Source organism: Streptomyces sp. NPDC037126, from assembly GCF_055605965.1.
The window spans coordinates 373,348-397,496 of the sequence record NZ_JBVJTD010000004.1; the positions used below are offsets into that span (position 1 = coordinate 373,348).

General features: G+C 71.0%; 20 protein-coding genes and 1 pseudogene. 9 read left to right on the forward strand and 12 right to left on the reverse strand.

Translation table 11 applies throughout. The features are described from left to right. Positions 1-282 precede the first annotated feature (282 nt). The 3 genes from ACZ7FF_RS13290 to ACZ7FF_RS13300 form a co-directional block, all read right to left on the reverse strand. A complete protein-coding gene (locus ACZ7FF_RS13290; RefSeq protein ID WP_470812012.1) occupies positions 283-1,257 on the reverse strand; it encodes an alpha/beta hydrolase in 975 nt (324 codons plus the stop codon). Positions 1,258-1,435: 178 nt separating this feature from the next. Then, on the reverse strand, positions 1,436-1,765 hold the full coding sequence (locus tag ACZ7FF_RS13295) for a branched-chain amino acid transporter permease (protein WP_470812014.1): 330 nt from the start codon (positions 1,763-1,765) through the stop codon (positions 1,436-1,438). Continuing rightward, positions 1,758-2,414, reverse strand: a complete 657-nt coding sequence (locus tag ACZ7FF_RS13300; protein ID WP_470812243.1) for an AzlC family ABC transporter permease — start codon at positions 2,412-2,414, stop codon at positions 1,758-1,760. Before ACZ7FF_RS13300 ends, ACZ7FF_RS13295 begins: the two co-directional genes overlap by 8 nt. Before the next feature lie 167 nt (positions 2,415-2,581). On the opposite strand from ACZ7FF_RS13300, the gene ACZ7FF_RS13305 reads away from it, so the two are divergent. Beyond that, positions 2,582-3,040: an Lrp/AsnC family transcriptional regulator gene (locus ACZ7FF_RS13305; RefSeq protein WP_470812016.1), complete on the forward strand. Its 459-nt coding sequence runs from the start codon at positions 2,582-2,584 to the stop codon at positions 3,038-3,040. Between the two features lie 55 nt (positions 3,041-3,095). On the opposite strand, the gene ACZ7FF_RS13310 is transcribed toward ACZ7FF_RS13305, so the two are convergent. From ACZ7FF_RS13310 to ACZ7FF_RS13320, 3 genes are all read right to left on the reverse strand, one after another. Beyond that, a complete protein-coding gene (locus tag ACZ7FF_RS13310) occupies positions 3,096-3,629 on the reverse strand; it encodes a GNAT family N-acetyltransferase (RefSeq protein ID WP_470812018.1) in 534 nt (177 codons plus the stop codon). Between the two features lie 13 nt (positions 3,630-3,642). Beyond that, positions 3,643-4,557, reverse strand: a complete 915-nt coding sequence (locus tag ACZ7FF_RS13315; RefSeq protein ID WP_470812020.1) for a GNAT family N-acetyltransferase — start codon at positions 4,555-4,557, stop codon at positions 3,643-3,645. 108 nt (positions 4,558-4,665) lie between these two features. After that, on the reverse strand, positions 4,666-5,886 hold the full coding sequence (locus tag ACZ7FF_RS13320; protein WP_470812022.1) for a GNAT family N-acetyltransferase: 1,221 nt from the start codon (positions 5,884-5,886) through the stop codon (positions 4,666-4,668). A 441-nt stretch (positions 5,887-6,327) separates the two neighbouring features. On the opposite strand from ACZ7FF_RS13320, the gene ACZ7FF_RS13325 reads away from it, so the two are divergent. After that, a complete protein-coding gene (locus tag ACZ7FF_RS13325) occupies positions 6,328-6,972 on the forward strand; it encodes a transglutaminase domain-containing protein (RefSeq protein ID WP_470812245.1) in 645 nt (214 codons plus the stop codon). Between the two features lie 68 nt (positions 6,973-7,040). Here ACZ7FF_RS13325 and ACZ7FF_RS13330 read toward each other — a convergent pair whose 3' ends face one another. Both ACZ7FF_RS13330 and ACZ7FF_RS13335 read right to left on the reverse strand, forming a co-directional pair. Next, entirely contained in the window at positions 7,041-7,697 is a 657-nt protein-coding gene (locus ACZ7FF_RS13330; protein WP_470812024.1) for a hypothetical protein, read from the reverse strand. A 179-nt stretch (positions 7,698-7,876) separates the two neighbouring features. Then, the gene (locus ACZ7FF_RS13335) at positions 7,877-8,659 is read right to left on the reverse strand and encodes a DUF899 family protein (protein ID WP_470812026.1); all 783 of its coding nucleotides are present in this window, start codon (positions 8,657-8,659) and stop codon (positions 7,877-7,879) included. A 260-nt stretch (positions 8,660-8,919) separates the two neighbouring features. Between ACZ7FF_RS13335 and ACZ7FF_RS13340 the strand changes: the two genes are divergently transcribed. Further along, positions 8,920-9,123: a hypothetical protein gene (locus ACZ7FF_RS13340; RefSeq protein WP_470812028.1), complete on the forward strand. Its 204-nt coding sequence runs from the start codon at positions 8,920-8,922 to the stop codon at positions 9,121-9,123. 8 nt (positions 9,124-9,131) lie between these two features. Here the strand turns inward: ACZ7FF_RS13340 and ACZ7FF_RS13345 are convergent, their stop codons facing one another. The 3 genes and pseudogenes from ACZ7FF_RS13345 to ACZ7FF_RS13355 form a co-directional block, all read right to left on the reverse strand. Further along, a complete protein-coding gene (locus tag ACZ7FF_RS13345) occupies positions 9,132-12,182 on the reverse strand; it encodes a SpoIIE family protein phosphatase (RefSeq protein ID WP_470812029.1) in 3,051 nt (1,016 codons plus the stop codon). Between the two features lie 218 nt (positions 12,183-12,400). Then, positions 12,401-13,891, reverse strand: a complete 1,491-nt coding sequence (locus ACZ7FF_RS13350; RefSeq protein WP_470812031.1) for a sialidase family protein — start codon at positions 13,889-13,891, stop codon at positions 12,401-12,403. Positions 13,892-14,138: 247 nt separating this feature from the next. Then, positions 14,139-14,910 (reverse strand): annotated as a pseudogene (locus tag ACZ7FF_RS13355) (LacI family DNA-binding transcriptional regulator). A 138-nt stretch (positions 14,911-15,048) separates the two neighbouring features. On the opposite strand from ACZ7FF_RS13355, the gene ACZ7FF_RS13360 reads away from it, so the two are divergent. From ACZ7FF_RS13360 to ACZ7FF_RS13385, 6 genes are all read left to right on the forward strand, one after another. Further along, positions 15,049-16,350, forward strand: a complete 1,302-nt coding sequence (locus ACZ7FF_RS13360) for an ABC transporter substrate-binding protein (protein WP_470812032.1) — start codon at positions 15,049-15,051, stop codon at positions 16,348-16,350. Positions 16,351-16,357: 7 nt separating this feature from the next. Beyond that, on the forward strand, positions 16,358-17,311 hold the full coding sequence (locus tag ACZ7FF_RS13365; RefSeq protein ID WP_470812033.1) for a carbohydrate ABC transporter permease: 954 nt from the start codon (positions 16,358-16,360) through the stop codon (positions 17,309-17,311). Continuing rightward, positions 17,308-18,126 carry a carbohydrate ABC transporter permease gene (locus ACZ7FF_RS13370; RefSeq protein ID WP_470812035.1) on the forward strand — a complete coding sequence of 273 codons (819 nt, stop codon included), beginning with the start codon at positions 17,308-17,310 and terminating at the stop codon, positions 18,124-18,126. The genes ACZ7FF_RS13365 and ACZ7FF_RS13370 overlap by 4 nt, the downstream gene beginning before the upstream one ends. A 6-nt stretch (positions 18,127-18,132) precedes the next feature. Then, positions 18,133-20,517, forward strand: a complete 2,385-nt coding sequence (locus ACZ7FF_RS13375) for a beta-xylosidase/alpha-l-arabinosidase (RefSeq protein WP_470812036.1) — start codon at positions 18,133-18,135, stop codon at positions 20,515-20,517. A 136-nt stretch (positions 20,518-20,653) separates the two neighbouring features. Continuing rightward, positions 20,654-21,403 carry a trimeric intracellular cation channel family protein gene (locus ACZ7FF_RS13380; RefSeq protein WP_470812038.1) on the forward strand — a complete coding sequence of 250 codons (750 nt, stop codon included), beginning with the start codon at positions 20,654-20,656 and terminating at the stop codon, positions 21,401-21,403. Next, the gene (locus ACZ7FF_RS13385; RefSeq protein ID WP_470812040.1) at positions 21,400-22,656 is read left to right on the forward strand and encodes a M20 family metallopeptidase; all 1,257 of its coding nucleotides are present in this window, start codon (positions 21,400-21,402) and stop codon (positions 22,654-22,656) included. Before ACZ7FF_RS13380 ends, ACZ7FF_RS13385 begins: the two co-directional genes overlap by 4 nt. Before the next feature lie 87 nt (positions 22,657-22,743). Here the strand turns inward: ACZ7FF_RS13385 and ACZ7FF_RS13390 are convergent, their stop codons facing one another. Next, positions 22,744-24,141 carry a hypothetical protein gene (locus ACZ7FF_RS13390; RefSeq protein ID WP_470812042.1) on the reverse strand — a complete coding sequence of 466 codons (1,398 nt, stop codon included), beginning with the start codon at positions 24,139-24,141 and terminating at the stop codon, positions 22,744-22,746. Positions 24,142-24,149 lie beyond the last annotated feature (8 nt).

Here is a 24,149-nt window from a genome sequence, read left to right on the forward strand (position 1 = left end):
TTCACCTCGTGTGTCCGACGCTTGGCGGAGAGGGGCCGTCTCCCGGGCGGGGTCCCGGGCATCCACGCGGTCCGTGGCCGGACGCCATACGAGGTGGATGTGCGCGCGTACGTCCGCGACTTCCGCGGCCGCTCCTGAGCCCCTCTCCGGAAACCGGTCGGAGTACGACACTTCGGAGCCTGGCGCCGTACGGCGGTGCCGAACCCGGCCGCGCCACAGCGGCCGATGGGTTGCCGGACCGGGCCCCGAGGTGGTCGGGCTCGTCGGGCCCGCCATGAGCCTTCAGCTGCCGTGCAGGGCGTCCTTGAGGGCGGCGACGGCGATCCGTCGGGCCACGTCGGTGGCGTGGCAGTCGCGGAGGCTGTCGAGCATGAGGAAGTCGTGCACCATGCCCTGGACACGTACGGCGGTGACCGGGACTCCGGCCTCCCGCAGGCGGGCCGCGTACGCCTCACCCTCGTCGCGCAGCACGTCGGCCTCGTCGGTGATCACCACGGCCGGCGGCAGACCCTTGAGATCGTCGAGCGAGGCGCGCAACGGGGCCGCGTAGCGTTCCTTGCGCTGGACCTCGTCGGTCGTGTACTGGTCCCAGAACCAGAGCATGCCGTCCCGGGTGAGGTAGTAGCCCTCGGCGAACTGCAGATACGAGGCGTTGTCGAAGTTCGCGTCGGTGACCGGGTAGAGCAGCACCTGTGCGGCGAGGCGGATGCCGCCTCGGTCCTTGGCCATCTGCGTGAGGACCGCGGACATGTTGCCGCCGACGGAGTCGCCGCAGATCGCCATGCGGGAGGGGTCGAGCCCGTGACCGGCGCCCTGCTCGACGACCCACCGGGCGACGGCGAAGTTCTGCTCGATCTGGGTGGGGTAACGGGCCTCGGGGGCCCGGTCGTAGACGGGGAACACGGCGGCCGCGCCCGCGCCGACGGCCAGTTCCCGCACGAGACGGTCATGGGTGTTCTCGTCCCCGAACACCCAGCCGGCGCCGTGGATGTAGAAGATCACGGGCAGGGGGCCGTCGGCGTTCTTGGGCTTGACGATGCGGGCCCGCACCGTGCCCCACTCGCCGGCGTCGACGCTGATCCACTCCTCGTCGATCTCCGGCTTGGCCACGCCCTCTCCGGTCTGCAGTCCCGCGAGGATGTCACGCCCCTGCTCGGGCGGGACCTCGTAGATACGGGGATGGGCGGCGGTCGCGTCGGCGAGTTCCCTGGCCGCGGGCTCCAGCGTCGGATTGGGGGGCGGGGGCAGATCCTTCATGACGAACCTCCACTGGTTGTCGCTCGCCGGGTTCGGTCAGCCGATCGACCGGGCCTTCGGCATCGCCTTCCAGACTCGGGGGTTCACCTGCTGCCCGCATCACGGGCGGTCGGCGGCGCAGCACGAACCGGTCACGCCGGGGCCGCGCCGGTCGTTCGACCCCGGCATGTGCCGCGCGTCAGCCCGCGAAGAGGCCGCTGGCCAGGGCCACGCTGGCGACGGTGCCGCCGATGATGCTCAGCAGGGCGTTGCGGCGCCACAGGTGGAGCCCGACGGTCACGGCCAGCGCGGCCAGCGGTGCGGCGGCGCGTGGCTGGGGGAGTGGAAGGTCGCGCAGGCAGTAGACGAAGAGGATCACCATGACGCCGGCCGGCATGCGCGCGCCGAGGTACCGCACGGTCCTGCTGGCCCGCAACGAGGCGAGGACGGTGAAGGGCAGGGCGCGCAGCGCCCATGTGACGGCGGCCGAGACGGCGACGGCCAGGAGCAGGTAGCGGGTGTCAGGCATCGGACATCCTCTCGCCGGTCCGCTCGCGGGCGGTGGGGTACCGGGCCAGGAGCGCGGCGGTGAACAGGGCGAAGGCGGCCAGCAGCATCTGACCGGGACAGATCAGGCGGGCGACCAGGGCGCTGAGCAGCGCGAGAAGGGGGGTGGGCAGGTCGCCGCGCCGCTCGCGCACGGCGTCGAGGGCCAGGACGGCGAACAGCGCGGTCATGGCGAAGTCCAGGCCCCTGACGCCGTCGGGTACGACCGACCCGAGCAGGGCGCCCGCGGTGGCGCCGCCGACCCAGTACAGCTGCATGAACGACTGCAGCCACACGATGCGCGCGCCGGACCAGGACCGGGCCCGCTCGCCGGTCGTCAGCGCGTAGGCCTCGTCGGTCAGGGCGAAGGTGCTGTAGGTCCTCGCGAGCCGCCCCCGCACGCGGTCGAGGGGGAAGGACAGTGCGTAGAACACGTGCCGGACGTTGACCAGGAAGGCGGTCAGCGCGACCGTCGCCAGCGGCGTGACCGCAAGGGCGAGGTTCACGAGCAGGAACTCGAACGAGCCGGCGTAGACGACGGCGGTGAACAGGCTCGCGCACCACCAGGGCAGACCGGCATGGGTGATGAGCACCCCGAACGCGAGGCCGAGCGGCAACAGCCCCAGGCCCACGGAGGTGGAGTCCTTCAGAGCCGCCAGGGCCTCGGACCGCGGAGGCTGCGAGGAGGTCGGAGCAGGACGAGGGGGGTGGGTCACGGCGACCGGGGACGTTCGCATGCTGAAATTTTAGAAGAATGTCCACCACATATGGTTTCCCATTGTTCCTCTATGCTGGCGTCATGGGTAATCAAATCAGCCTCGACGCGATCGACAGGGAAATTTTGTTTCACCTGCGTCAGGACGGGCGGCTGACCAACGTCGAACTGGCGAAGCGGGTCGGGCTCACCCCGCCGCCCTGCCTGCGTCGCCTCAAACGCCTCGAGGACGCCGGGGCCATCAGCGGCTACCGCGCCGTCATCAACCCCGAAGCCGTCGGCCGCGCGCTGGAAGTCATGATCGACATCGAGGTCTACGCCAACGACCTGAAGACCATCGAGACCCTGGAGGAGACATTGGCCTCCTACGAGGAAGTCGTCGAGTTCCGCAGGATGTTCGGCCGCCCCGACTACTTCCTCCGCGTCGCCGTCGCCGACCACGCCGCCTACAACGCCTTCCTCACCGGCAAGCTCACCGGTCTGCCCGGTATCCTGCGCGTCGAGTCCCACCTGACCATGAAGAAGATCAAGACCGACGACTGACCGTTTCGCCCCCGCCGCGCGTTCACGCGGACGCCCGGTGCCGCCGGCCGGCGGATCAGTCCTTCGCCGCGGGGCTCGCCCCCGGCGGGCGCACCATGAAGACGTCGATCGGGTCCTGGGACTCCACCACGAAGCCATGGCGCTCGTAGAGCCGACGTGCGGCACTGCCCCGCAGAACATCCAGCCGTACGACCGTCCCCTGAGCGTCCGCCCGGTCCAGCACCGTCCTCAGGACAGCGGATCCAAGTCCTCGGTTCTGACAGCGTGGCGCAAGGTAGAAGTGCTCCAGCCACTGTCCGCCCACGGCGGGCCGGACCGTGACGCAACCCCCGAGTTCGCCGTCGACCATGACGACCGACATGTGCCGTGCGGAGAAGGAGTCCCTCAGCCGCTGCCGCACCCGGTGCTCGTCGTAGCGCCCGAGGCGGACCAGATCCGCACGCATCACCGTGGCCCGCAACTCAGCGATCACCTCGATGTCCTCCGCCGTCGCGGACCGCAGCGCCCAGCCCGAGCCGTCCGCCAACACGCCCTGCGCACGCGACCCTTCGCCCGCGCGCGTACCGCTCCCCATCAGCCCGGCATCCATGGGCCGGAGTATCTCAGCAGGCGCTGCCGTCCTTCGGCGCGGTTCTGGTCCGGCCGCGTTCCCAACCGTCCACTGGGGCGCCGTGGGACAAGTCGTACCCGGTGAAGCAGGCGACCGGGACGTATCCGATCCGCTGGTACAGGGCGTTGCTGGTGGGGTTGGCCGGGTCCGTGAACAGGACGACGTCCGTCGCGCCCGCGGCCAGCGCGGCCCTGCTCACCTCGACCGTCACGGCGCCCGCGTAGCCGCGACCACGGAGGTGGGCCGGGGTGTAGACGGGGTCCACCCGGATCATGCCGCCGACCATCGAGGTCGAGCCTGCCATGGAGACGGGAGTGCCGTCCGGGGTCTCCCAGAACGTGAAGTGCTTGTCGCCGAACCGCGAGCCGGCCCAGGCGTCGGCATCGACGGAGGGAGTCTCTCCGACGGCGGTGGCGAACTCGTCGCACCACTGGATGATGTGCTCGCGGTCCGCCGTGCCCAGGACGCGACCCCGGCCGTCCGGGAGCGGATCCGGCGGGGTGAGCGTGCCGAGGCGATGGAGACGGCCCCGCCAGTAGGGCAGTGGCGCCGCGCCGCCCGAGCGCCGCGGCCATGCCTCGGCGAACGCCGTGGCAGTGTCGTGGTCCGAGACGACGCCCGTGAGGGAGAGCCCGAAGTCCGTCAGGTGGACGGCGAGGGCGCCGGCCTGGTCGGCGGAGAGGGTGGTGAGGGTCAGCCGCTGGGACGCGAGGCGGTAGCAGACGGCGCGGACCTCGCCTCCCGTCACCAGCAGACCGAAGAGCGCACCGTCCGCGCCGCGTGTGCGCAGCCTCTCGATCGTCGTCAGCGGTGTGTTGTGCAGGGCCGGCCGTGAGCGCAGGAAGTCCCCGGCCCGGGCGAGGAAGTCGTCGACGTCTTCGGTGAGGTGCCAGCCGTCCGAGCGCATGCTTCATGATTGCCGATGCGTTCGATCGACGCTCGGCGGACCCTCCACATCGGCCTCGACGCCATGAGGACAGTGTCGAAAGGGAGTTGTGGAGGGTCGCGAGCGCGGTCAGAACCAGTGCAGGCAGTGCGGGGTGCGCTCGGCGCGGAAGAGGGCGTCGGCGAGGGCGGCCGCGCCGGGGTGGTGTGCCCGTACGTGTCCGGCGCGCACGAGCGTGCTCGGGGTGGTGCCGCCGAGGTAGATCGAGCCCAGGTCGCTCACGTCCAGGGACAGGTCGGGCTCGCGCTCCGTCGGGACGCAGCCGGCCTTGCCGTCCCGGACGGTCAGCAGATGCCGGCCGCGCTCGCCGAGGAACGGGTCGTCGACGTCGAGGACGAGTTCGCCGTCCGTGAACCAGCCGCGCGAGGTCAGCGCGCGCGGGATGTCCAGCAGTCGCACCCAGAGCCAGTCGGTGTCGCCGCTCACCTGGCCGGCGCGGAAGTCCGCGAGCTGCCAGCGCAACGGGTGCTCGCGCGGGAGGTGCTTGAACACGACCTGGCCGACCAGGTCGTGGCCGAGCACGAACCGGGCCAGGGCCGCGAAGACCGCGTCATCGGCGGCGATGGTCTCGTCGACCGTCAAGGTGTCGGGGTCGCCGATCGAATAACTGGCGTACCCGTCCGGGACGCCGTCGGCGTCCCGGTGTACGGCGACGTAGCGCGGCGCCGAGGAGACCGGGGGCTGCCCCGCGCCCGAGGCCCACCAGTGGTGCGGCCGGGACAGTGCTCCGGGCTGAGCGCGGCGGTAGCGGTCGTAGACCTCCTCCAGGATCTCGCCGCACTCGGCCCGCCGCAGCACCTCGATCGTGCCGGTGTCCGGGGCGTCGGCCGCTCCGTGTGCCCGGGGGAGGGCAAGGCCGGCCTTGTGCCGCGGCACCGTCAGCCGCTGCGTGTACGTCGCCGGTCCGTAGCCGAACCTGCGGTAGATCAGTGCCTCGGAGGCCAGCAGCACGGAGAGGAACTCACCTCGGGTCCGAAGCTCGGTCAGCTGGTGGCGCATCATCGCGCTGAGCACGCCCTGGCGCCGGTGCGAGGGCACTACGCCGACGGCCGTCACCCCGGCGGCCGGGACGAGGATCTCACCGGGCAGGGTGAGCTCGAAGGAGTACGCACCGGCGGTCCCGACGGGCCGCCCGTCCGCCGACATGGCGAACAGGTTGCGGTCCATCTCGAACGCCGACCACCACACCCCGCCGCCCCCGGCGGGGGTTTCGGGGAAGCGCCCGAACGCGGCATGGAGTGTGTCGACGAAGACGTCGAGGTCCTGGTCGGACGTGGAACGGATCTCCATGTGTTGCCGCTGCCTCTCCGGGTTGTCGGCACCACGATTCGTGGTGTCTGCACACAATGCAGCGCCGGCCCGCGTGCAAGTCAAGTGATTTGCGACCGGGCCCGCGGCCGCCGCCTCACAGGGGGTGTGGAACCGACTCGCGCGGCATCGACGGGTCCGAGTCGACGAGTGGAGGAGTCCACCGTCCACCGGCGGCGTCCTTCGGAGTTGAACGTGTTCAAATTTCCTGTCACGATGCGACTGGACACCAGAGGATGCCGGGCGGGGAGGACCACGGTCATGACGAGTTCGCTTCTGACGCCGCGAGGCCGTGAACGCACGCGCACGGCCGGCGGGGAAACCGCTGCGGGGAGTACGGCCCCCACGCGGATCCTCGACTGGCGGCACCCGAGAGTCTCCGCTCTGCTCCGACAGCTCGGCACCCCGGTGGACGCGGGTGACATGGGCGACGCCTCGGAGCCCGGCCGCCAGACAGCCGCCCTGCGCCGGGCCCACCGATGGATCGCCGCAACTGTCCGGCCGGTGTACTCGGTTCAGGACGAGCGTCCCGTCTCCGAAGTGCTTCGCCGCGGCCGCGGCTCGTGCAGTCAGCGCATGGCGGTACTGGAGTCCGTGGCGCGGGCATCCGGGGTGGCCACGCGGGTGCGTGGACTGGTGGTCGACGGGAGGTTCTGGTATCCGCGCTTCCCCAGGCTCCATGGCGTCGTCCCGGACCAAGTCGTGCTTGCATGGCCGGAGTTCCGCCTGGGCGGACTGACGCGGGGCGACCGTCCCTCACCTCCTTGGCTGACCATCTCCGAACTCTTCGGTGATCTCAGTGAGTTGAGAGAACACGGCGGTGGTGGCTTCACCAACTCCGGGGCGGAGACGCTCTTCGAGGCGTTGTCCAGGACGGCGATCGACTGGGACGGCGCGACGGTCTGCCCGGCCGACGGCGCCGCCTGCGATCTCTCGGCCTACGTCCTGGCGGACCTCGGCCACTTCGACTCGCGCGACGAACTCTTCGCCCGGCACGGCCAGACCCTCTGTGGGATGGCAAGACTGCTCGCCGAGCCCGTCCTGAGCCGCCGTTCGGCCGGCGCCTGAGGGAGCGTCGCCGACCCGGAGACCTGGCGCCGCGGCTGAGCGGACTCGCGGAGGAGTGTGCCCGGACCCTATCCGGCGACGGTCTCGGAGATCATGAACCTGGTCCCGCACTCCGGGCACGTCGCGAGTCCGAAGAGGCGTGTCACCCAGTCGCAGACCTGGTCCTGACCGGCGTCGCGCGCCATGGCGTGGATCCGGGCGCCGACGCCCGTCAGCTCGTCAGGGTCCGCCGGGTGCAGCTCGGCTTCACACTCGTCCGCGGATGCGCCCGGCTGGACGCAGGTGAGGGCCTCGCACTCCGGGCATTCCGCCTCGAATTCATCGAGGAGCAGTTCGAGCTGCCGGGACCAGACCGGTACGTTCTCGAACGCCAGCAGGCTCTGGGCCAGGTAGACGAAGGTCTCCGGTTCGTCGGCCGGGACCCCGGTCAGGCAGGCGCGCGTCACTGGCGTCAACTGGGCGATCTGGGCTTCGTACAGGCCACGCTCGGCCGGGCCGGCTTCGGCGACGACGAGCCCCGACATGAGAACCGCTTGCCGCGGCTCGCCCGGCGCGCGACCGGCCGCGATGTCCGCGAGGACCGGCAACGCGGCGTAGCTCGCCTCGTACACGGTGCCCTGGTGGCACAGCGCCGACCACAGGTCGCGCCACACTTCCTCGTCCTCCCGGCCACCGGTCAGGCGGCCGAAGATGGGCGGGTATGTCGTCCGCCGGCCCGTACGCATGCCTGAGCCGGGACCAGTCCGTCGCGTGATGTGTCATGCGACCGCATTCTGTCCGGCCGTCCGCCGGCGCATGTCACGGGGAGGCGGCCCAGATCGCCCGCAGGCGCCGGGTGGCGACGGTCTGCCGCCCGCGCACGGAGTGCCGCGAGGGTCACCTGGCCACGGGCGACGCCCGCACGTCAGTGGTAGTGACCCTGCCGGCCGAGGGTCTCCACGGGGGTTGCGTCCGGGCGGGTCCACTGCGGCACGGGGCGGCTGGTCGGGCCCCAGGTGGCGTGGCCGTCCGCGTCGGAGCGCCAGGACCAGCACGGGCTTTGGCCCTCGGGCCGGCCTTCAGGTTGGTCCTCCCACGCTTCGCCGCGGCCGTACGGCGTCATGTCGAGCAGGCCGAGGGACCCGTTGACCCGCTCGTTGCCGCGGCCCGTCGTGGAGTAGGTGAGGAACACGCGGTCGCCGTCGCGCAGGAAGCAGGTGAGGTGACCCATGTCGCCGCCGATCGGTGCGTCCACGTCACGTACCGAGTACCACGGCTGGGTGTAGCCCATGAACTCGACGTAGGAGGCGACCTCGTCCCACCGGCCCGTGGTCAGGACGGCGAACGAGACGCCGCGGGCGTTCAGATAGACGGCGTCCTTCAGGTGCCAGGCCGTGGTCGTGCAGCCCTCGCACTGCCCCTGGTGCGGCGCGCCGTCGTACCACATGTGCTTGTAGACCACGAGCTCGTCCCGCCCCTGGAACAGGTCCAGGAACGGGACCCTGCCGTCGGGTCCGACGACCTCGACCGTTCCGTCGAACTCCACCATCGGCAGTCGGCGGCGGGCCGCCGCGATGGCGTCGCCCTCGTGTGTGTGCGCCTTCTCGCGGAGCAGCAGCTCGTCACGGGCCGCCTGCCAGGTGGCCAGGTCGACGACGGCCGGCCGGCCGGGCAGCGTGGTGTTCGGGTCGTCCGGCGTGCTCGTCATGTGTCCTCCGTGGTGTCTCGTGCCGGTCGGCGTCGTACGGCGTCCTACGACGGTCACCAGGACAGACTCGCGACCCGGCCGGAACTCATCGCGGCGGACGGCACCCGGCCGAGGCGCACGGACCACATGAGGCTGACGGGTCCACGGTCGCGCTCCGATCAGACACCATGCGGGCCTTCTCGACGCGGATGGCGACAGCGTGTCCGGGGTTCTCGGGCACCCAGGGGCAAGGCGAGGCGGACAGGGGGGTACGCGGGCTGGTGGTGGAACGAGAAGGCGGCCTCGGAGCGGACGCGCCCCGAGGGCTGAGCAGCAGCGGGGGCACATCGGCGTCCGGCACATCGGGGCTGTGCGGCCACGCGACCGCCGTGGTCTGGCTGGCGAGCGAGGAATCGACCTTCGTCCACGGGACCGTGGTGGACGTCGACGGGGGGAGGACGGGGGTCGCCGTCATCGCCGCGTAGCGTGAGCGTCAGGCCCGCTGGACCGGCTTGTGCCGCCGGTCGGACGCGGTGGGGAGGGGCTGTTCGGTCCAGATGGACTTGCCGGTACGGGTGTGGCGGGTGCCCCAGCGCTGGCAGAGCGCGGAGATGAGCTGCAGGCCGCGGCCGCCCTCGTCGGTGGCGGAGGTGTGGCGGATGTGCGGCGTGGTGAGACTGGCGTCGGAGACCTCACAGATCAGTGCGCGGCTGCGGAGCATGCGGAGCCGGATGGGGCCGCAGGCGTGCCGGACGACGTTCCCGACCAGCTCGCTGACCAGCAGCTCGGTGGTCATGATCATGTCCTCATCGGCCAGGTCCCAGTCGGTGAGCTGGGCGCGGACCAGCTCACGGGCCCGGCTCGCCGCCACGGGGTCCTCCGGCAGTGGCCACTCGGCGACGTTCTCCGCGTCCAGCGGGTGGGTGCGGGCCAGGAGCAGGGCCGCGTCGTCGGTCAGCGCGCCGTGGGCCGGGAGGAGGGCGGAGGTGAGGGAGGCGCAGAGGGCGTCCAGGTCCGACGCGTCCGCCGGTGAGGTCGGCATGGCGTTCACGGACTGGAAGAGGAGTTCGGCCAGGTGGTTCATGCCGGTGGTGACATCCCTGTCCTTGCTCTCGACCAGGCCGTCGCTGTAGAGGGCGAGCAGGCTGCCGTCGGGCAGTGGCGTCTCCAGTGCTTCGAAGGGCGGAGCGGCCACCCCCAGTGGCGGGTCCGGGGTCATGGACAGGAAGGTGACGGTGCCGTCGGGGTGGGCCACCGCCGGGGGCGGCTGACCGGCGCTGGCGTACGACAGACACCGGCTCACCGGGTCGTAGATGCCGTAGAGGCAGGTGGCGAAGGCGTCGTTGCCCAGCTCGCCGACGATGTCGTTGAGGTGGCCGAGGATTTCGTCGGGCGGCAGCTCCAGCTCCGAGAGGGTTCGGACCGCTGTGCGGAGCCTGCCCATGGTGGCGGCCTCGGCCATGCCGTGGCCCATGACGTCGCCGATCACCAGCGCCACCCGGGCGCCGGAGAGGGGGATCACGTCGTACCAGTCGCCGCCGACGTCCGCTCCCTGTTTGGCCGGCTGGTAGCGCGCGGCGGTCGTCACCTCGGGCAGTGTGGGCAGTGCCTGTGGCAGCAGGCTGCGCTGGAGGGTGCGGGCGCGGGTCGTCGCCTCGTCGTAGAGCCCGGCTCGCTCCAGGGCCTGCGCGATCAGCCCGCTGAGCGCGGTGAGCAGGGTTCGTTCGTCGTCGTCCAGTACCCGCGGCCGGTCGAAGGAGATCACCGCTGCGCCGATCTCGCGCCCGGACACCGCCAGCGGCAGAAAGGCCCACGCCTGCTTGTCGCTCTCCCGGATCAGGGTCTCGGCGCCCGGGTAACGGCTCAGGAACTCCTCCGAGGAGGAGATGCAGAGGGGCGTGCGTGTGTGCAGGGCGTCCCCCACCGGGTTCATGACGTCCGGCACTTTCCAATGCCCGTCCAGCAGTCGGGTGAAGTGCTCGGCATAGCCCCGGGAGCCGACCACGTCGAGTCGGTCGCCGACCGCGCCGAGCATGATGAGTCCCGAGGCCCCGAGGGGTGTCATCACCCCGTCGGCCATCGCCGCCATCACATCCTGCGCCGTGACGGCCTCGGCCAGTTCCCGCGTGATCCGCTGCACCACGGACGCCCGTTCCGCGGACGCCCGTTCGGCGGCGGCCCGCTCGGCCTCGCGCAGATGCCGCTCGGTGGTGTCGGTGATGTAGAGCGTGAGGCCTTCCGGCACCGGTACCAGCCGCAGGTGGTACCAGGACGTCCCGTCCGCTCCCGGTACGTCGAATCCGGCCGGCCGGCCCTCGGCCGCCGTCGCCTGGCACCGCTCCTTCAGCCCGGGCACGGCGCGTACCGCGGGGATGTCCCAGAGCAGGGTTCCGGCCACGTCTCCCGCGGCACCGAGGAGCCGCTCGGCGGCCTCGTTGAGGAATCCGATGCGCCAGTCCGTGTCCAGGGAGACGAAGCCGTCACTCATGTGTTGCAGCGCCCGCCCCACCGACTCGGCGGCAGCGTGAGTCTCGCTGCTGTCCCGGAGGGTGCCGATCACCTTCACCGGCGTCCCCTCCTCGTCCGTGAGCGTCCGGGCACGAGCCTCGATCCAGAGGTACGTGCCGTCCTGGCGCCTGATCCGGTACTCGTTCTGGAAGCCGCCGCGGAGCTGGATACCCGTGTCGAAACCGGCTACCGCCCCGGGCAGGTCGTCCGGGTGGATCAGCGCGGCCCACGCCTCGATGCCACCGTTCATCACGTTCGGATCGATGCCGGCGAGTACCTCCTGGACGGGTCCGTCGGACGTCAGCTCGCCGGTGCGCAGGTCCCAGGTGTACGTGACGGACGGCGCCCCTTCCACGTCGTCCCACGGAGGGGTGGCCTCCCGCGGTCCAGGCTCGCTCTCCAGGGCGCGCAGCAGGGTGAGGGACGGATTGAGGATCCCGGACGACGCGAGTCTCCCGGACATCCAGGCCGCCACCTCGTCCAGGAACGCGCACTCCGCCGCTCCGGGCTCGTCGCCCGGGGCGAAGAGGACGGAGAGGGCGCCGCGTCGCCGGCCACCGCCTGGAACGGGGACGGCCAGGTGGCCGATGCCGACAGGGAGCCGGGAAGGCCACAGGGCGGCGGGGTCCCGGCCGGGCACGGGGTCGGGCGGGGCCAGGACGGGCTGCCAGGTGGTGGTGTCGTTGTGTGCCGCCCTGCTGGGCGGCGACGTGCCCCGTGCCGGGATGATCAGCCAGGGCCGGGTCATCGACTCGGGCAGGCCGCTTTCGGCGACCAGGTAGAGGATCCCGCTCATTCCCCCGCCCGGGAGATGCACCATGCCGCCCAGGCCGTGCACTTCGGCCACCGCCTGCTGGAGTGCGGTCAGCAGCACTTCGACATCGCGCCGGTCCTCGTCCACGGCGTCGAGCAGCCGCATCCGCATGCGGTGCCGCTCCGAGGGCCGTACGCCCTGAAGGGTCCGCAGGCTCTGCGGGTGGGGGAAACGGGGTATGGACGGGCCGGTGTTGTCCGCATCGCCGCTTCTGGTATCCATCACTGCCGACTGTCGCCTCCGTTCCCCGCTCCGTACCCGCTGGACCACCTGCGATCGGATGTGGACCTGCAGCGATCTGCATGCACCAGATCAATCCTTATCGGAACAACTTAGGCGATTTCATCCGTTCCGGGGAACCCTCGTATCCGATCCACTGTGTGTGGCGTGGACTCACCCTGCGTCACCGACAGGGGCTCCCGCCGCACGCTCCTGCTCCGTCAGCCGGTGCGAAAGCTGCCGCTGTACACGTCCGTGCGGTTCCGCGGGGCGCTGGAGTTGGTCTCCGTCAGTACTGCGCGTACCCCGTCGCCGGCGACCGCCAGGCCCTGGTAGTCGCCGAGGAAGTAGCCCCCGGAGTCGGGCGCCCGAAGCCAGTCGAAGGCCCGGGAGACGCGTCGCTCGGAGCGCAGGCGCGGGTCACCGTTCGGGAGAGTGGCCAGCTGGTAGGCGGTGGGCAGTGTGGTGGTGTCGCCGGGCTTGAGGAAGCGCAGGTCGTAGTAGGTGAGGGCGACCGTCCCCCGCCGGTCGACGGCGATCGACGGTGAGAAGGCAGGCACACCCTTGGGACTGATGAGTGCCGGGGTACGACTCCAGGTGCGCCCGCCGTCGGTGGAGCGCACCAGTTGGACGGAGTCGTACGCGCCGGCGGAGAAGTCCGATCCCTCGTAGGCCATGTACAGCGCGCCGGTCCTCGGATCGATGGCCGGGCTGGGCAGGGTGGATCCCGCGCGCAGCGCCTTGGCGGGGTCGTTCGGGTCGACCTCCGGCACTGAGGTGTCCCGTGCCACGGTGGTCGGAGTGCTCCAGGTCTCACCGCCGTCGGTGGAGGTCACCACGGCGTAGTGGGCCTCGGTGACGGTGCTGAGGTCGCCGGAGTAGGTGATCCGGTCGAAGAAGTCGTACAGGGTGCCGGTGCGCGGGTCGACGACGATCACATGGCCGATCGTCTGCGTGTCGGGCACGCTGCTGGTGTCGACGAACCGGCGTGCCGCGCTCCAGGTGCGGCCCCCGTCCCGGGTGAGGGAGATGTAGCCCGGACCGTCGAGCGAGCTCGGGCCCGGAGGGTTGTTGTCGAGGCGGTCCCAGACCTGGTAGGCCGTGCCCCTGCGGATCGGGTCGGCGGTGATCGAGGGCTTGTCGTTGAAGAACGGCTCCTCGTCGACATGCGTGGTGGTGAGGTTCTCCCAGCTCCTGCCGCCGTCATGGGAGGTGGCGGTCAGGAGGGCGCTGCGCGTGCTCCTCGTGAAGTCGACGCCCTCCCCGCCGGCGTAGACGGTGCCGTCCGGCCCGGTGCTCACCCAGGGGTCGGACGCCCGCTCGAAGTCCGCGCCGCCCGGGGCGCACGCGCTGAAGGGCAGCGTGCTCTCGTGGAAGGTGCGGCCGTCCTTGGTCCAGCCGGCCGCGAGTCCGCGCGCGGCGCCGTCGGACCAGCGGTCCTGCTGGAACACGGTGACGACGCGCTTGGGATCGTGCGGATCGACGGAGAGGTACGGCTCGACCTCGGTGCCCGGGTGGACGACGCTGTCGGCGGACCGCGCGCCGATGGTGCAGCCGGCGTACGGGTCGCCGAAGGTCACCCTGTCCAGCGGTGCACCGCCGCCGCGAGCGTGGTCGGCCGCGGCGGGAGCCGCGCCGATGACCGCGGTGAGCAGGAGCGCGGCGGCAGCGGCAGCGGCAGCGGTGCCGGTGACGGGCAGGCGTACGGGCATGCGAGAACTCCTCTGGGCCTCGGCCACCGAGGGACGGCACCGCGGGCATCGGGGCTGCGGGAGCGCAATGTCATGCCGGAAAGCCGGAAGGACGGCTCCGCTCGATCTCCTTCGGCGTGACGGCCGGTGCTCTTGATGGGCCGGACGGCGGAGTCGTGGGCGTGGCGTCGGTCTCGGGTGCGGCGCCACACATGCCGGACGAGCGGCCGTTCGGGACATGCCGGCCGCCGTCACCAGGCTTGTACGGTCAGCGCGTTCGGCCTCGCGCGGGCGGCGCCGTGCTGTGGCGGGTCACCAGGTGCGTGGCCGGCTCGATGCGCAGCGCGGTCTTGGCCGCGTCCGCGTGTTGCAGCGGCATCCGGGCCGCCTCCTCGGCCATGTGCTGCAGCGGCTGGTGAACGGTGGTCAGCGGCGGGCTCGACCACCGGGCCGGTGGCACGTCGTCGGGGCCCACCACCGAGAGGTCCTCGGGCACGCTCAGGCCCAGTACCCGTGCGGCCTCGAGGACGCCCAGGGCCCGGAGGTCGCTCCCGGCGAAGATCGCGGCGGGCCGGTCGCGGTGCCGCGGCAGGTCCATGGCATGCTCGAAGCCGCCCTGGACGTGGAAGTCGCCGAAACGCACCGAGTCCGGGGTCCGCGTCCAGGCCGGCCATCGAGAGCGCCGAGCGGTATCCGTCCAGCCGGGCCCGTGAGCACTTCAGGTCCTCGGGGCCGGTGATGACGGCAACCCGCCTGCGCCCGAGGTCGGTGGGGTGGCGCGTGGCGGCCGGCCCGGTTGGGCGAGCCGACGGACGGGACGTCGGGGTCGGGGCCGCCGGCCGGGTCCACGATGACGAACGGACCGGCCCGCGCCTGCGGCAGCCGTGGGCCTCCGGAAGGTGCTCGATCTTGGCTCGCGTTGCACGAGGGACATCCGAACGACCGTTGATCACTTTCGAAACAGTCGGAGGCGAGACTCCGGCTTCCCTTTCCACTGCCGCCAGCGTCACTTTGCGGTTCACCTCGTCTTCTGCACGCATGGCCGCAGCATGGGTCACGGGTGAGCGGTAACGGTTTGGCCGCGCGGATGCACGGCCATTGACCGCTTCTTCTCCCTACCCCTACTGTCCAGCCGCAGGACTTTCGGCAACATCAACGAAACTTTCGAAAAGGGCTGGATGATCATGCGTACACGGATGTCCCGGGTGCTCGTCTGCGCCACGACGCTCGCCCTCGCCGCGGGCCTGGCGGCCTGCGGGAACGGCAGCGGCGGCGGCTCGGACGACGGCAAGATCCACGTGCTGGTGTACGGCGACGCCAGCAACAAGGTCGAGAGGCAGATCGTCAGCACCTTCAACAGGACCTCGGACGTCAAGGCGGTCCTGGACACCATCCCCGGCGCCGACTACCAGCAGAAGCTGCAGACGATCATCAACACCCCCAAGGCCCCGGACGTCTTCTTCAACTGGGGCGGCGGCAGCATCCAGCCCTTCGTCAAGGCCGGCCTGCTGATGCCGCTGGACGACTTCATCAAGAAGGACCCCGGCCTGAAGGACGAGTTCCTCCCCGCCGTCTTCGACAGCGCCGTCATCGACGGCAAGGCCTACGGCGTCCCCATGCGCGGCACCCAGCCCGTCCTGCTGTTCGACAACAAGACCGTGCTCGACCAGGCGGGCGTACAGCCGCCGCAGACCTGGGACCAACTGCTCGACGCGGTGAAGAGGCTGAAGGCCAAGGGCGTCACACCGATAGCCCTCGGCGGTGGCGACCAGTGGCCGACCCTGATGTGGTTCGAGTACGTCTACGACCGCGTCGCCGGGCCGGAGTTGTTCCAGAAGGCCCTCGACGGCGACAAGGACGCCTGGGCGAGCCCGGACAGCAAGAAGGCGCTCGGCATGCTCAGGCAACTGGTCGACGCCGGGGCCTTCGGCAAGAACTACGACTCGGTGAAGTACACGACCGGCGCCTCGCCGGCCCTGGTGGCCTCCGGCAAGGCCGGTTTCGAGCTGATGGGCTCCTGGTACTACGCGCAACAGCAGCAGGACGCGAAGGACTTCGCCGCCAAGGGCCTGGGCTACAGCACCTTCCCGACCGTCCCCGACGGCAAGGGCGACGACTCCGACGTGGTCGGCAACACCAACAACTTCTACTCCGTGCTGAAGCGGACCCAGCACCCCGATGCCGTCGCGAAGTTCCTGAAGCTCATGTACTCCGACGAGTTCGTCAAGGCGCAGATGGCCATCGGCAACCTGCCCACGACGACCAACACCCCCCGGTTCCTGGACCAGTCGGCGAGCCCGGCGTACTCGCGCTTCCAGTACGACCTCGTCGCCAAGGCCAAGTCCTTCCAGCTGTCGTGGGACCAGGCCTACCCGCCGTCGGCCGGCACCCCTATCCACCAGGCCGTCCAGCAGTTCTTCAACGGCCGGCTCGACGCGGACGGCTTCATCAAGGCCATGCAGGCCCTGCCGTCCAAGTGAACCGGCCATGACCACCGAGACCACCAGCGCGCCCTCCGCCGCCACGGTCCGCAAGGCCGGGCGGCGGCCGGAGGACGCCCACGCCGCCCGTGGCACGCGCCCGAGTTTCCTCTGGACGCTGCCCGCCACCGTCTTCTTCGCCCTCTTCGCCCTCGTGCCGCTCGTCGCGGTCGCGGTGCTGTCCTTCATGAGCTGGAACGGCCTGGGATCACCGCAGTTCGTCGGCATGGACAACTGGAACCGCGTCCTCGACGACCCCGTGATGACGAAGAGCATCTGGCTCACCCTGCTGCTCACCGCCCTGGGCGTGGGCCTGCAGACACCGCTGAGCATCGTGCTCGGGGTGTGGGCCGCCGGGCACCAGCGCAACCGCGCCGTGCTGTCGGCGATCTACTTCGTGCCGCTGCTGCTGTCCTCCACCGCCGTGTCGGTGCTCTGGCGGGCGCTGCTGGACCCGAACTTCGGCATCCCCGCACGGATGACCTGGCTGTTCGGCGACGGCAACCTGTTCGGCAGGCAGGCCACGGCGATCGGAGTGCTGGCCTTCGTCAGCACCTGGCAGTTCACCCCGTTCCACACCCTGATCTACCAGGGCGCCGCCCGCGCCGTCCCGCAAGTGCTGTACCAGGCGGCCGAGATCGACGGCGCCGGCCGGTACCGCCAGTTCTTCCACATCACCCTGCCGCAGCTGCGCAACTCGGTCATCACCTCGATGATCCTGATGACCGTCGGAGGGCTCACCACCTTCGAGACGGTGCTCATCCTCACCCAGGGCGGACCGGGCAGCGACACCACGATCAGCGCCTACTACATGTACCAGAAGGCCTTCCAGGGCTTCGACTTCGGCGCCGCCTCCGCCATCGCTCTCTGCCTGGTCGTCGCGGCCACGATCATCTCGCTGGTCGTCGTCCGAATCTCCGGCTACGACAGGATGCGCAGCGAGATGGAGGGTGTCTCGTGAGGCGACGCCCCAACTACCTCGCCGGAACAGGGTCGATCCTCTGGCTGGTCCTCGTCGGCCTGCCGCTGTACGTCATGCTGGCGGCGACCCTGCGCACCCGGCAGGACTACGCGAAGAACGGACCGCTGTCCTTCCCCCACGACTTCACCCTGCACAACTACACGAGCGCCTTCGACTCGGGCTTCGGCCGGTACTTCCTGAACACCGTCATCGTCACCGTCTGCGTCGTAGGCGTGGTGCTGCTGCTCGTGCCGCCGCTGGCCTACGCGATCGTCCGCGGCCGCAGCCGGATCACCTCGCAGGTCTTCCGTCTGTTCCTGCTGGGCCTCGCCATCCCCGCCCAGGCCGTCATCGTCCCGATGTTCTACCTGATCAGCGAAGCGGGCCTGTACGACAACCTCCTCGGCGTCATCCTGCCCACCGCCGCGTTCTGCCTGCCGATGTCGGCACTCATCCTCAGCGGTGCCATGCGGGACATCTCCCCGGAGCTGTTCGAGGCCATGACGGTGGACGGGGCGAGCCCGCGAAGGATGTTCTTCCAGCTCGTCGTACCGCTCTCGCGCGGCGGACTGTCGACGGTCGTGGTGTTCTCCGCGCTCCAGGCCTGGAACGGCTTCCTGTTCCCGCTCGTCCTGACCCAGTCCGACTCGACCAAGGTGATCACCCTGGGTCTGTACAACTTCCAGACCGAACACGGCATCGACATCCCCGGCCTGCTGGGAGCCGTGACGCTGTCCATGGTGCCCGTCCTGCTCGTCTACCTGTTCGCCCGCAAGGCCCTCGTCCAGGGCCTCATGGGCGTCGGAGGAAAGTGAACCGAAGTGGCCGTTGAGACCACCCCTGAAGCCCCCCTCTGGAACGACACCACCCAGGACATCGCCGTCCGGGTGTCCGCACTGATCGACGCGATGACCCTGGACGAGAAGATCGCCCAACTCTACGGCGTATGGGTCGGCGCCTCCGACGAGGGCGGCGAAGTCGCCCCGCACCAGCACGAGATGGAGGAGGCCGTCGATCTCGACGCGCTCCTGCCGGCCGGCCTGGGGCAGCTGACCCGCCCCTTCGGCACGGCGCCCGTCGACCCCGCGCTCGGCGCCCTCTCCCTGTCGCGCACCCAGAGGCGGATCGCGGCGGCGAACCGCTTCGGCATACCCGCGCTGGCCCACGAGGAGTGCCTGGCGGGGTTCGCCACCTGGGGCGCCACCGCCTACCCCGTCCCGCTCTCCTGGGGCGCCACCTTCGATCCCGGCCTGATCCGCCGCATGGCCGCCGCCATCGGCCGCGACATGCGGTCCGTGGGCGTCCACCAGGGTCTGGCGCCCGTCCTGGACGTCGTACGCGACGCACGCTGGGGCCGGGTCGAGGAGACCATCGGAGAGGACCCCTACCTCGTGGGCAGCATCGGCACCGCCTACGTCCAGGGCCTGCAGTCCACCGGAGTCGTCGCCACCCTCAAACACTTCGCCGGCTACTCCGCCTCCCGGGCCGGCCGCAACCTCGCCCCCGTCGGCATGGGCCCGCGCGAGCGGGCGGACGTGGTCCTGCCCCCCTTCGAAATGGCCGTGCGCGAGGGCGGGGCCGGCTCCCTCATGCACGCCTACACCGACACCGACGGAATGCCCTCCGCGGCCGACGAGGACCTCCTCACCGGGCTGCTGCGCGACACGTGGGGCTTCGACGGCACGGTCGTCGCCGACTACTTCGGCATCGCCTTCCTCAAGACGCTCCACGGCGTCGCCGGCGACTGGGGGCAGGCCGCGGGCACGGCCCTGCGCGCGGGCGTCGACGTGGAACTCCCCACCGTCAAGACGTTCGGCGCACCCCTCGCCGAAGCCGTCACGGAGGGGCGGGTGCCCGAGTCGGTCGTCGACCGCGCCCTGCGCCGGGTGCTCACCCAGAAGGCCCGGCTCGGCCTCCTCGACGCCGACTGGACCCCGGTACCGGTCGCGCTGGACGCGGCCGACACGGACGACCCGGACACCCTGCGCGGCACGGTCGACCTGGACTCGCCCGGCAACCGGGAACTGGCCCGCACCGTCGCCGAGGAAGCGGTCGTCCTGCTCACCAACGACGGCACGCTGCCCCTGGAGCGGCCACGCCACATCGCCCTGATCGGCCCCAACGGCGCCGAACCCACGGCCGTACTCGGCTGCTACTCCTTCCCCCAGCACGTGGGCGTGCACCATCCGGGCGTCCCGTCGGGCATCGACCTGCCCACGCTGCACGACGCCCTCCGGCACGAGTTCCCCGACGCGGAACTCACCGTCGCAAGGGGAACCGGCGTCGACGACGGCGACGCCTCGGGAATCACCGAGGCCGTCCGCACCGCGCGGTCGGCCGACGTGATCGTCGCGGCCCTGGGCGACCGCTCAGGACTGTTCGGCCGCGGAACCAGCGGCGAGGGCTGCGACGTCGAGTCGCTGGCACTGCCCGGCGCGCAACAGCAGCTGCTCGACGCCCTCCTCGACACCGGCAGGCCCGTCGTGGTGGTCCTGCTCACCGGCCGGCCGTACGCACTCGGGCGGGCCGCGCAGGAGGCCGCCGCGATCGTGCAGTCGTTCTTTCCCGGCGCCGAGGGGACCACCGCCATCGCGAGTGTGCTGAGCGGCCGGACCAACCCCTCCGGTCGGCTCCCCGTCAGCGTGCCGCGCGGCTGCGGCGCCCAGCCCGCCACCTACCTCGGTGCCCGGCTGGCCCAGTCAGGCGGCGTCTCCAGCATCGACCCGACCCCGGCCTTCGCCTTCGGACACGGCATGTCGTACACGTCCTTCGAGTGGAGCGGCCTGACGGCCCACCAGCCGGAGGCGGACACCGGCGGAGAGATCTCGCTCGGCCTCACCGTCCGCAACACGGGGCGCCGGCACGGCACCGAGATCGTCCAGCTCTACCTGCACGACCCGGTCGCCTCCGTCGTCCAGCCGGTACAGCGCCTCGTCGGCTACACACGCGTCCCGCTGGCCCCGGGGGAGGCCCGCCGCCTGCGGGTGACCGTACCGGCCGACCTGGCCTCCTTCACCGGCCGCGACGGACACCGGGTGGTCGAACCGGGCGAACTCCAGCTGCGCCTGGCGGCCTCCAGCGCCGACGTCCGCCTGACGGCCACGGTCACCCTGACCGGCCCGGAACGCCGGGTCGACCACTCCCGTCGCTTCCACGCGTGCTTCGACCAGGAGGCAGGGGACCGGGCACCGGGAACCAGCACGTGAAACCGCTCCCATGAGCATGCGCGATGCGGCGTCCGGGCCCGGAACCGCCCTGACCCAGACGCCGCACGGCTCCCGCGCCTCCCGGTGGCCGTGCGTCGGGCGCATGGGAAGGCGCGACCACGAGTAGCCTCGCTATATGTCCACTGTGTCCGTGATGTCGTCCTCATCGGTCTCTGCAGGGCTCGACATCGCGACGCGTTACCTGGACCTCGCCGGTGTCTTCTCATGCGCGCTGCTGGGCGGTGCCGTGGCCCGTGCGGCCGGCCTGGACATGTTCGGGTTCCTGGTGGTCGGCATCGTCTCCGGGCTCGGCGGAGGCATCATGCGGGACGTGCTGCTCCAGCACGGCACACCGGTGGCCCTGACCGACTACGCCTACCTCCTGACCTCCTTCGTCGGAACGGGGATCGCATTCCTCATCCACGTCAGTGAGCAGTCCTGGAACCGACTGTTCATCGGCCTGGACGCCGCCGTGATCGGGTTCTGGGCGGTCGCCGGTGCCAACAAGACGCTGGCGGTCGGCCTCGGCTGGCTCCCGGCCGTTCTGCTCGGCACCCTCACGGCCGTCGGGGGCGGCGCTCTGCGGGACATCATCCTCGGCCGGGTGCCGGCCGTCTTCGGCGGCAACGGTCTGTACGCCACCGTCGCCCTCGCGGTCGCCGGGGTCACGGTGCTCTGCTCGTACCTCGGCGTCCCCAGGATCGGCATCGGCCTGGGAATCGCGTTGGCGCTCCTCTTCCGGCTCACCGCTGTGCACTACCGCTGGAACCTGCCCAGCGGCGTGCAGTGGCAGCCCCAGTCCCAGCTCGCCTCGATGATGCGGCGTCGTTCCGGACCTGCGACCCGTCGCCGGGGAAAACGCCGCTCGCGCAAGGAATCGTCATGACCACCCCCGCCCACACCGTGCTGGCCGGCCTGAACGGCATCCGCTCCGACCTGGAGGACTTCTACAAGGACCTGCACCAGCACCCCGAACTCGGATCGCGCGAACACCGCACGGCGAGGAAGGTGTCCGATGCCCTGCGGGACTTCGGCTACGAGGTCACCGACGGGGTCGGCGGCACGGGGGTGATCGGGACCCTGGCGAACGGTGAGGGCCCGGTCGTCATGGCCCGCGCCGACATGGACGCCCTCCCGGTGCGCGAGCGGACCGGTCTGCCCTACGCCTCGACGGTCACCGTGACCGGCGACGACGGTGCCGAGCGCCCCGTGATGCACGCCTGCGGACACGATGTGCACGTGAGCTGTCTGGCCGGCTGCGCCCGGCTGATGGCCGAGGCCCGGGACGCCTGGCGAGGCACCTTCGTGGTGCTCTTCCAGCCTTCGGAGGAGAACGGAGACGGCGCCGACAGCATGATCAACGACGGCCTGACGTCCAGGTCGCCCCGGCCCGATGTGGTACTCGCCCAGCATGTCCTGCCTTACCCGGCAGGGTATGTCGGCACCCGCCCGGGACCGTTCCTCTCGGCCGCGGACAGCCTGCGCATCACGGTCCACGGCCGGGGCGCGCACGGCTCCATGCCGCAGGCCGCGGTGGACCCCGTGGTGCTGGCGGCGATGATCGTCGTACGCCTGCAGACCATCGTCTCCCGAGAGTTGGCCGCGACCAGCCCAGCGGTCGTCACCGTCGGCAGCATCCACGCCGGCAGCGGCCCCAACATCATTCCCGACAGCGCGGTCATCCAGCTCAACGTCCGTACCTATGACGGCGCTTCACGCACCAAAGTGCTGCACGCCGTCGAACGGATCGTCAGGGCCGAGTGCGAGGCCTCCCGGTCGCCGAAGCCACCGGAGATCGAGAAGACGGTCAGCTTCCCGCCCACGGTCAACGACGAGGCCACGACCCGGCGCGTCGCCGAGGCGTTCGCGGCCCACTTCGGCGACGACGCACACACCATCGACCTGCAGACCGCCAGCGAGGACATGAGCGAAATCCCCGGGGCGTTCGGCGTGCCGTTCACCTACTGGGGCATCGGCGGCATCGACCCCGGCCTGTACGCAGAGGCCGCCGGCAAGGGGACCATCGCCGAGGACATCCCGGTCAACCACAGCCCCGGCTTCGCCCCCGTCATCCAGCCGACCCTGGACACCGGCGTGAGCGCCCTGACCGTCGCGGCCCTGGCCTGGCTCGGCACCTGAGAGGAGTCCGCCACCGCCCAGCGGCCTGTCCGTACGCGGCCGCGGGGCACCCCTGGACCGGCGAAACCGCCGCGCGGTCCGTAGAACTCACGGATTTCCGGACGTGGTCGCTGTCGGCGTCGAGGGCGCCGAGGCGCTGCCGGGCGAGGTGGCGGGGGCGGTCGGACTGTAACTCGTGCCGGTGGACGGCGCGTTCGTCGACGCGGACGGTGACGGCGACGAGGACGGAGACGAGGAGGGGGACGCAGTGGTCGGGGAGCCGGTCGTGGGAGGCGTCTGGCCGAGCGGCGCCAGCACGGCGTCGGTCACGCGTCCCTGTGCATCCGTGGTGAGGCTGACGGGGTCGGTCGCGCCGAGAAGCCGATCGCAACCCAGGTTGGTGAACGTCTGGTTGGCCCGCGAGGCGAGGAAGCCGAAGAGGTTCGGTGCCGTGGCCGGGTCCGGCGAGGGCGCCCTTTCGAAGAGCGCCTTGTCCCTGAAGACGCGCCGGACGCCTGCCGGGTCGCGGAACAGGGTGGTGCAGAAGGCCGCTTCGTCCTTGCCGGGGCGGGCGCCCCCGCGGATCGCGGGCATGTCGACTCCCGCGCGGTACGCGTCGGTCTTCGCGACGCTGCTGTGGCCGTCGACGAGCGTCATCGGGTCGTTCTGCGGAACCAGCGCGACCGGAGCCTTCTGGCGGGCGGCGGCGGACAGTTCGTCCAGGGCGAGGGCGGACGTGGCGTGGCCGTCGCCGGACTGGTCGGGCGCCGTGAACGGCTTGCAGCCGAGAGCGGGGTCCATGAACTGGGTGAGCAGCAGATTGTCGCTGCCGTTGGCCAGGTCGGTGGGGGTGGCCGCGGTCCTCGACCGGGACCCGCCGTTGTGACGGTGGTGGCGGTCGCCGCGGTTGGCCAGTCGTGCGGCCCTCTGCATGGCGGCCCTGCTCGCGGCGTTGTTCTGGGCGATACGGCCGTGCGCGTCGGCGAGGTAGTGGGTCACCACGTTGTCGCTCCCGTCCTGGTCCACGACGGAGAAGTCCCTCGTGGTCGGGCAGGGCAGTCCGTCCCGGGCGGTGCCGAGCGCCGGAATCCTGAGGTGTCCCTTGGCGATCTGGGCGTTGGCGGCCCGGAAGAAGGCGGGCGCGTTGCAGTACGCGAACTGGCCGAAGACGGATCCGCGCAGGCCGTTGACGCACTTGCCCTGAGCGAGGGTGTCGGAGCGACCGCTCTTGCGCAGGGTCAGGTTCTCACTGTTGAAACCGAACCAGATGCCGACCGTCGATCCTCTCGGCACCGAGGGCGGGACGGTGCGCGCGGCCGGTCTCGATCCTCTGTCGATCACCAGCGGGTTGTAGATGGTCAGTTTGCCGGTCGGGGTGACGATCGCGGCTTCCACGAACGCCGACTGATCGGCGTTGGCCTCGTGGCACGGCCCCTGTGTCGGATCGGTCGCCACGAGTCTGTACGGCGTGGCCAGGCCGCGCGCGGTCAGGGGGTGATCGGGCACCTGCAGCG

What these genes read in the sequence shown, in the direction of transcription:
- ACZ7FF_RS13290 (WP_470812012.1), bottom strand. Translation starts at nt 1,257, where the DNA reads ATGAAGGATCTGCCCCCGCCCCCCAATCCGACGCTGGAGCCCGCGGCC.
- ACZ7FF_RS13295 (WP_470812014.1), bottom strand. Translation starts at nt 1,765, where the DNA reads ATGCCTGACACCCGCTACCTGCTCCTGGCCGTCGCCGTCTCGGCCGCC.
- ACZ7FF_RS13305 (WP_470812016.1), top strand. Translation starts at nt 2,582, where the DNA reads ATGGGTAATCAAATCAGCCTCGACGCGATCGACAGGGAAATTTTGTTT.
- ACZ7FF_RS13310 (WP_470812018.1), bottom strand. Translation starts at nt 3,629, where the DNA reads ATGGATGCCGGGCTGATGGGGAGCGGTACGCGCGCGGGCGAAGGGTCG.
- ACZ7FF_RS13315 (WP_470812020.1), bottom strand. Translation starts at nt 4,557, where the DNA reads ATGCGCTCGGACGGCTGGCACCTCACCGAAGACGTCGACGACTTCCTC.
- ACZ7FF_RS13320 (WP_470812022.1), bottom strand. Translation starts at nt 5,886, where the DNA reads ATGGAGATCCGTTCCACGTCCGACCAGGACCTCGACGTCTTCGTCGAC.
- ACZ7FF_RS13325 (WP_470812245.1), top strand. Translation starts at nt 6,328, where the DNA reads ATGGGCGACGCCTCGGAGCCCGGCCGCCAGACAGCCGCCCTGCGCCGG.
- ACZ7FF_RS13330 (WP_470812024.1), bottom strand. Translation starts at nt 7,697, where the DNA reads ATGCGTACGGGCCGGCGGACGACATACCCGCCCATCTTCGGCCGCCTG.
- ACZ7FF_RS13335 (WP_470812026.1), bottom strand. Translation starts at nt 8,659, where the DNA reads ATGACGAGCACGCCGGACGACCCGAACACCACGCTGCCCGGCCGGCCG.
- ACZ7FF_RS13345 (WP_470812029.1), bottom strand. Translation starts at nt 12,182, where the DNA reads ATGGATACCAGAAGCGGCGATGCGGACAACACCGGCCCGTCCATACCC.
- ACZ7FF_RS13350 (WP_470812031.1), bottom strand. Translation starts at nt 13,891, where the DNA reads ATGCCCGTACGCCTGCCCGTCACCGGCACCGCTGCCGCTGCCGCTGCC.
- ACZ7FF_RS13360 (WP_470812032.1), top strand. Translation starts at nt 15,049, where the DNA reads ATGATCATGCGTACACGGATGTCCCGGGTGCTCGTCTGCGCCACGACG.
- ACZ7FF_RS13365 (WP_470812033.1), top strand. Translation starts at nt 16,358, where the DNA reads ATGACCACCGAGACCACCAGCGCGCCCTCCGCCGCCACGGTCCGCAAG.
- ACZ7FF_RS13380 (WP_470812038.1), top strand. Translation starts at nt 20,654, where the DNA reads ATGTCCACTGTGTCCGTGATGTCGTCCTCATCGGTCTCTGCAGGGCTC.
- ACZ7FF_RS13385 (WP_470812040.1), top strand. Translation starts at nt 21,400, where the DNA reads ATGACCACCCCCGCCCACACCGTGCTGGCCGGCCTGAACGGCATCCGC.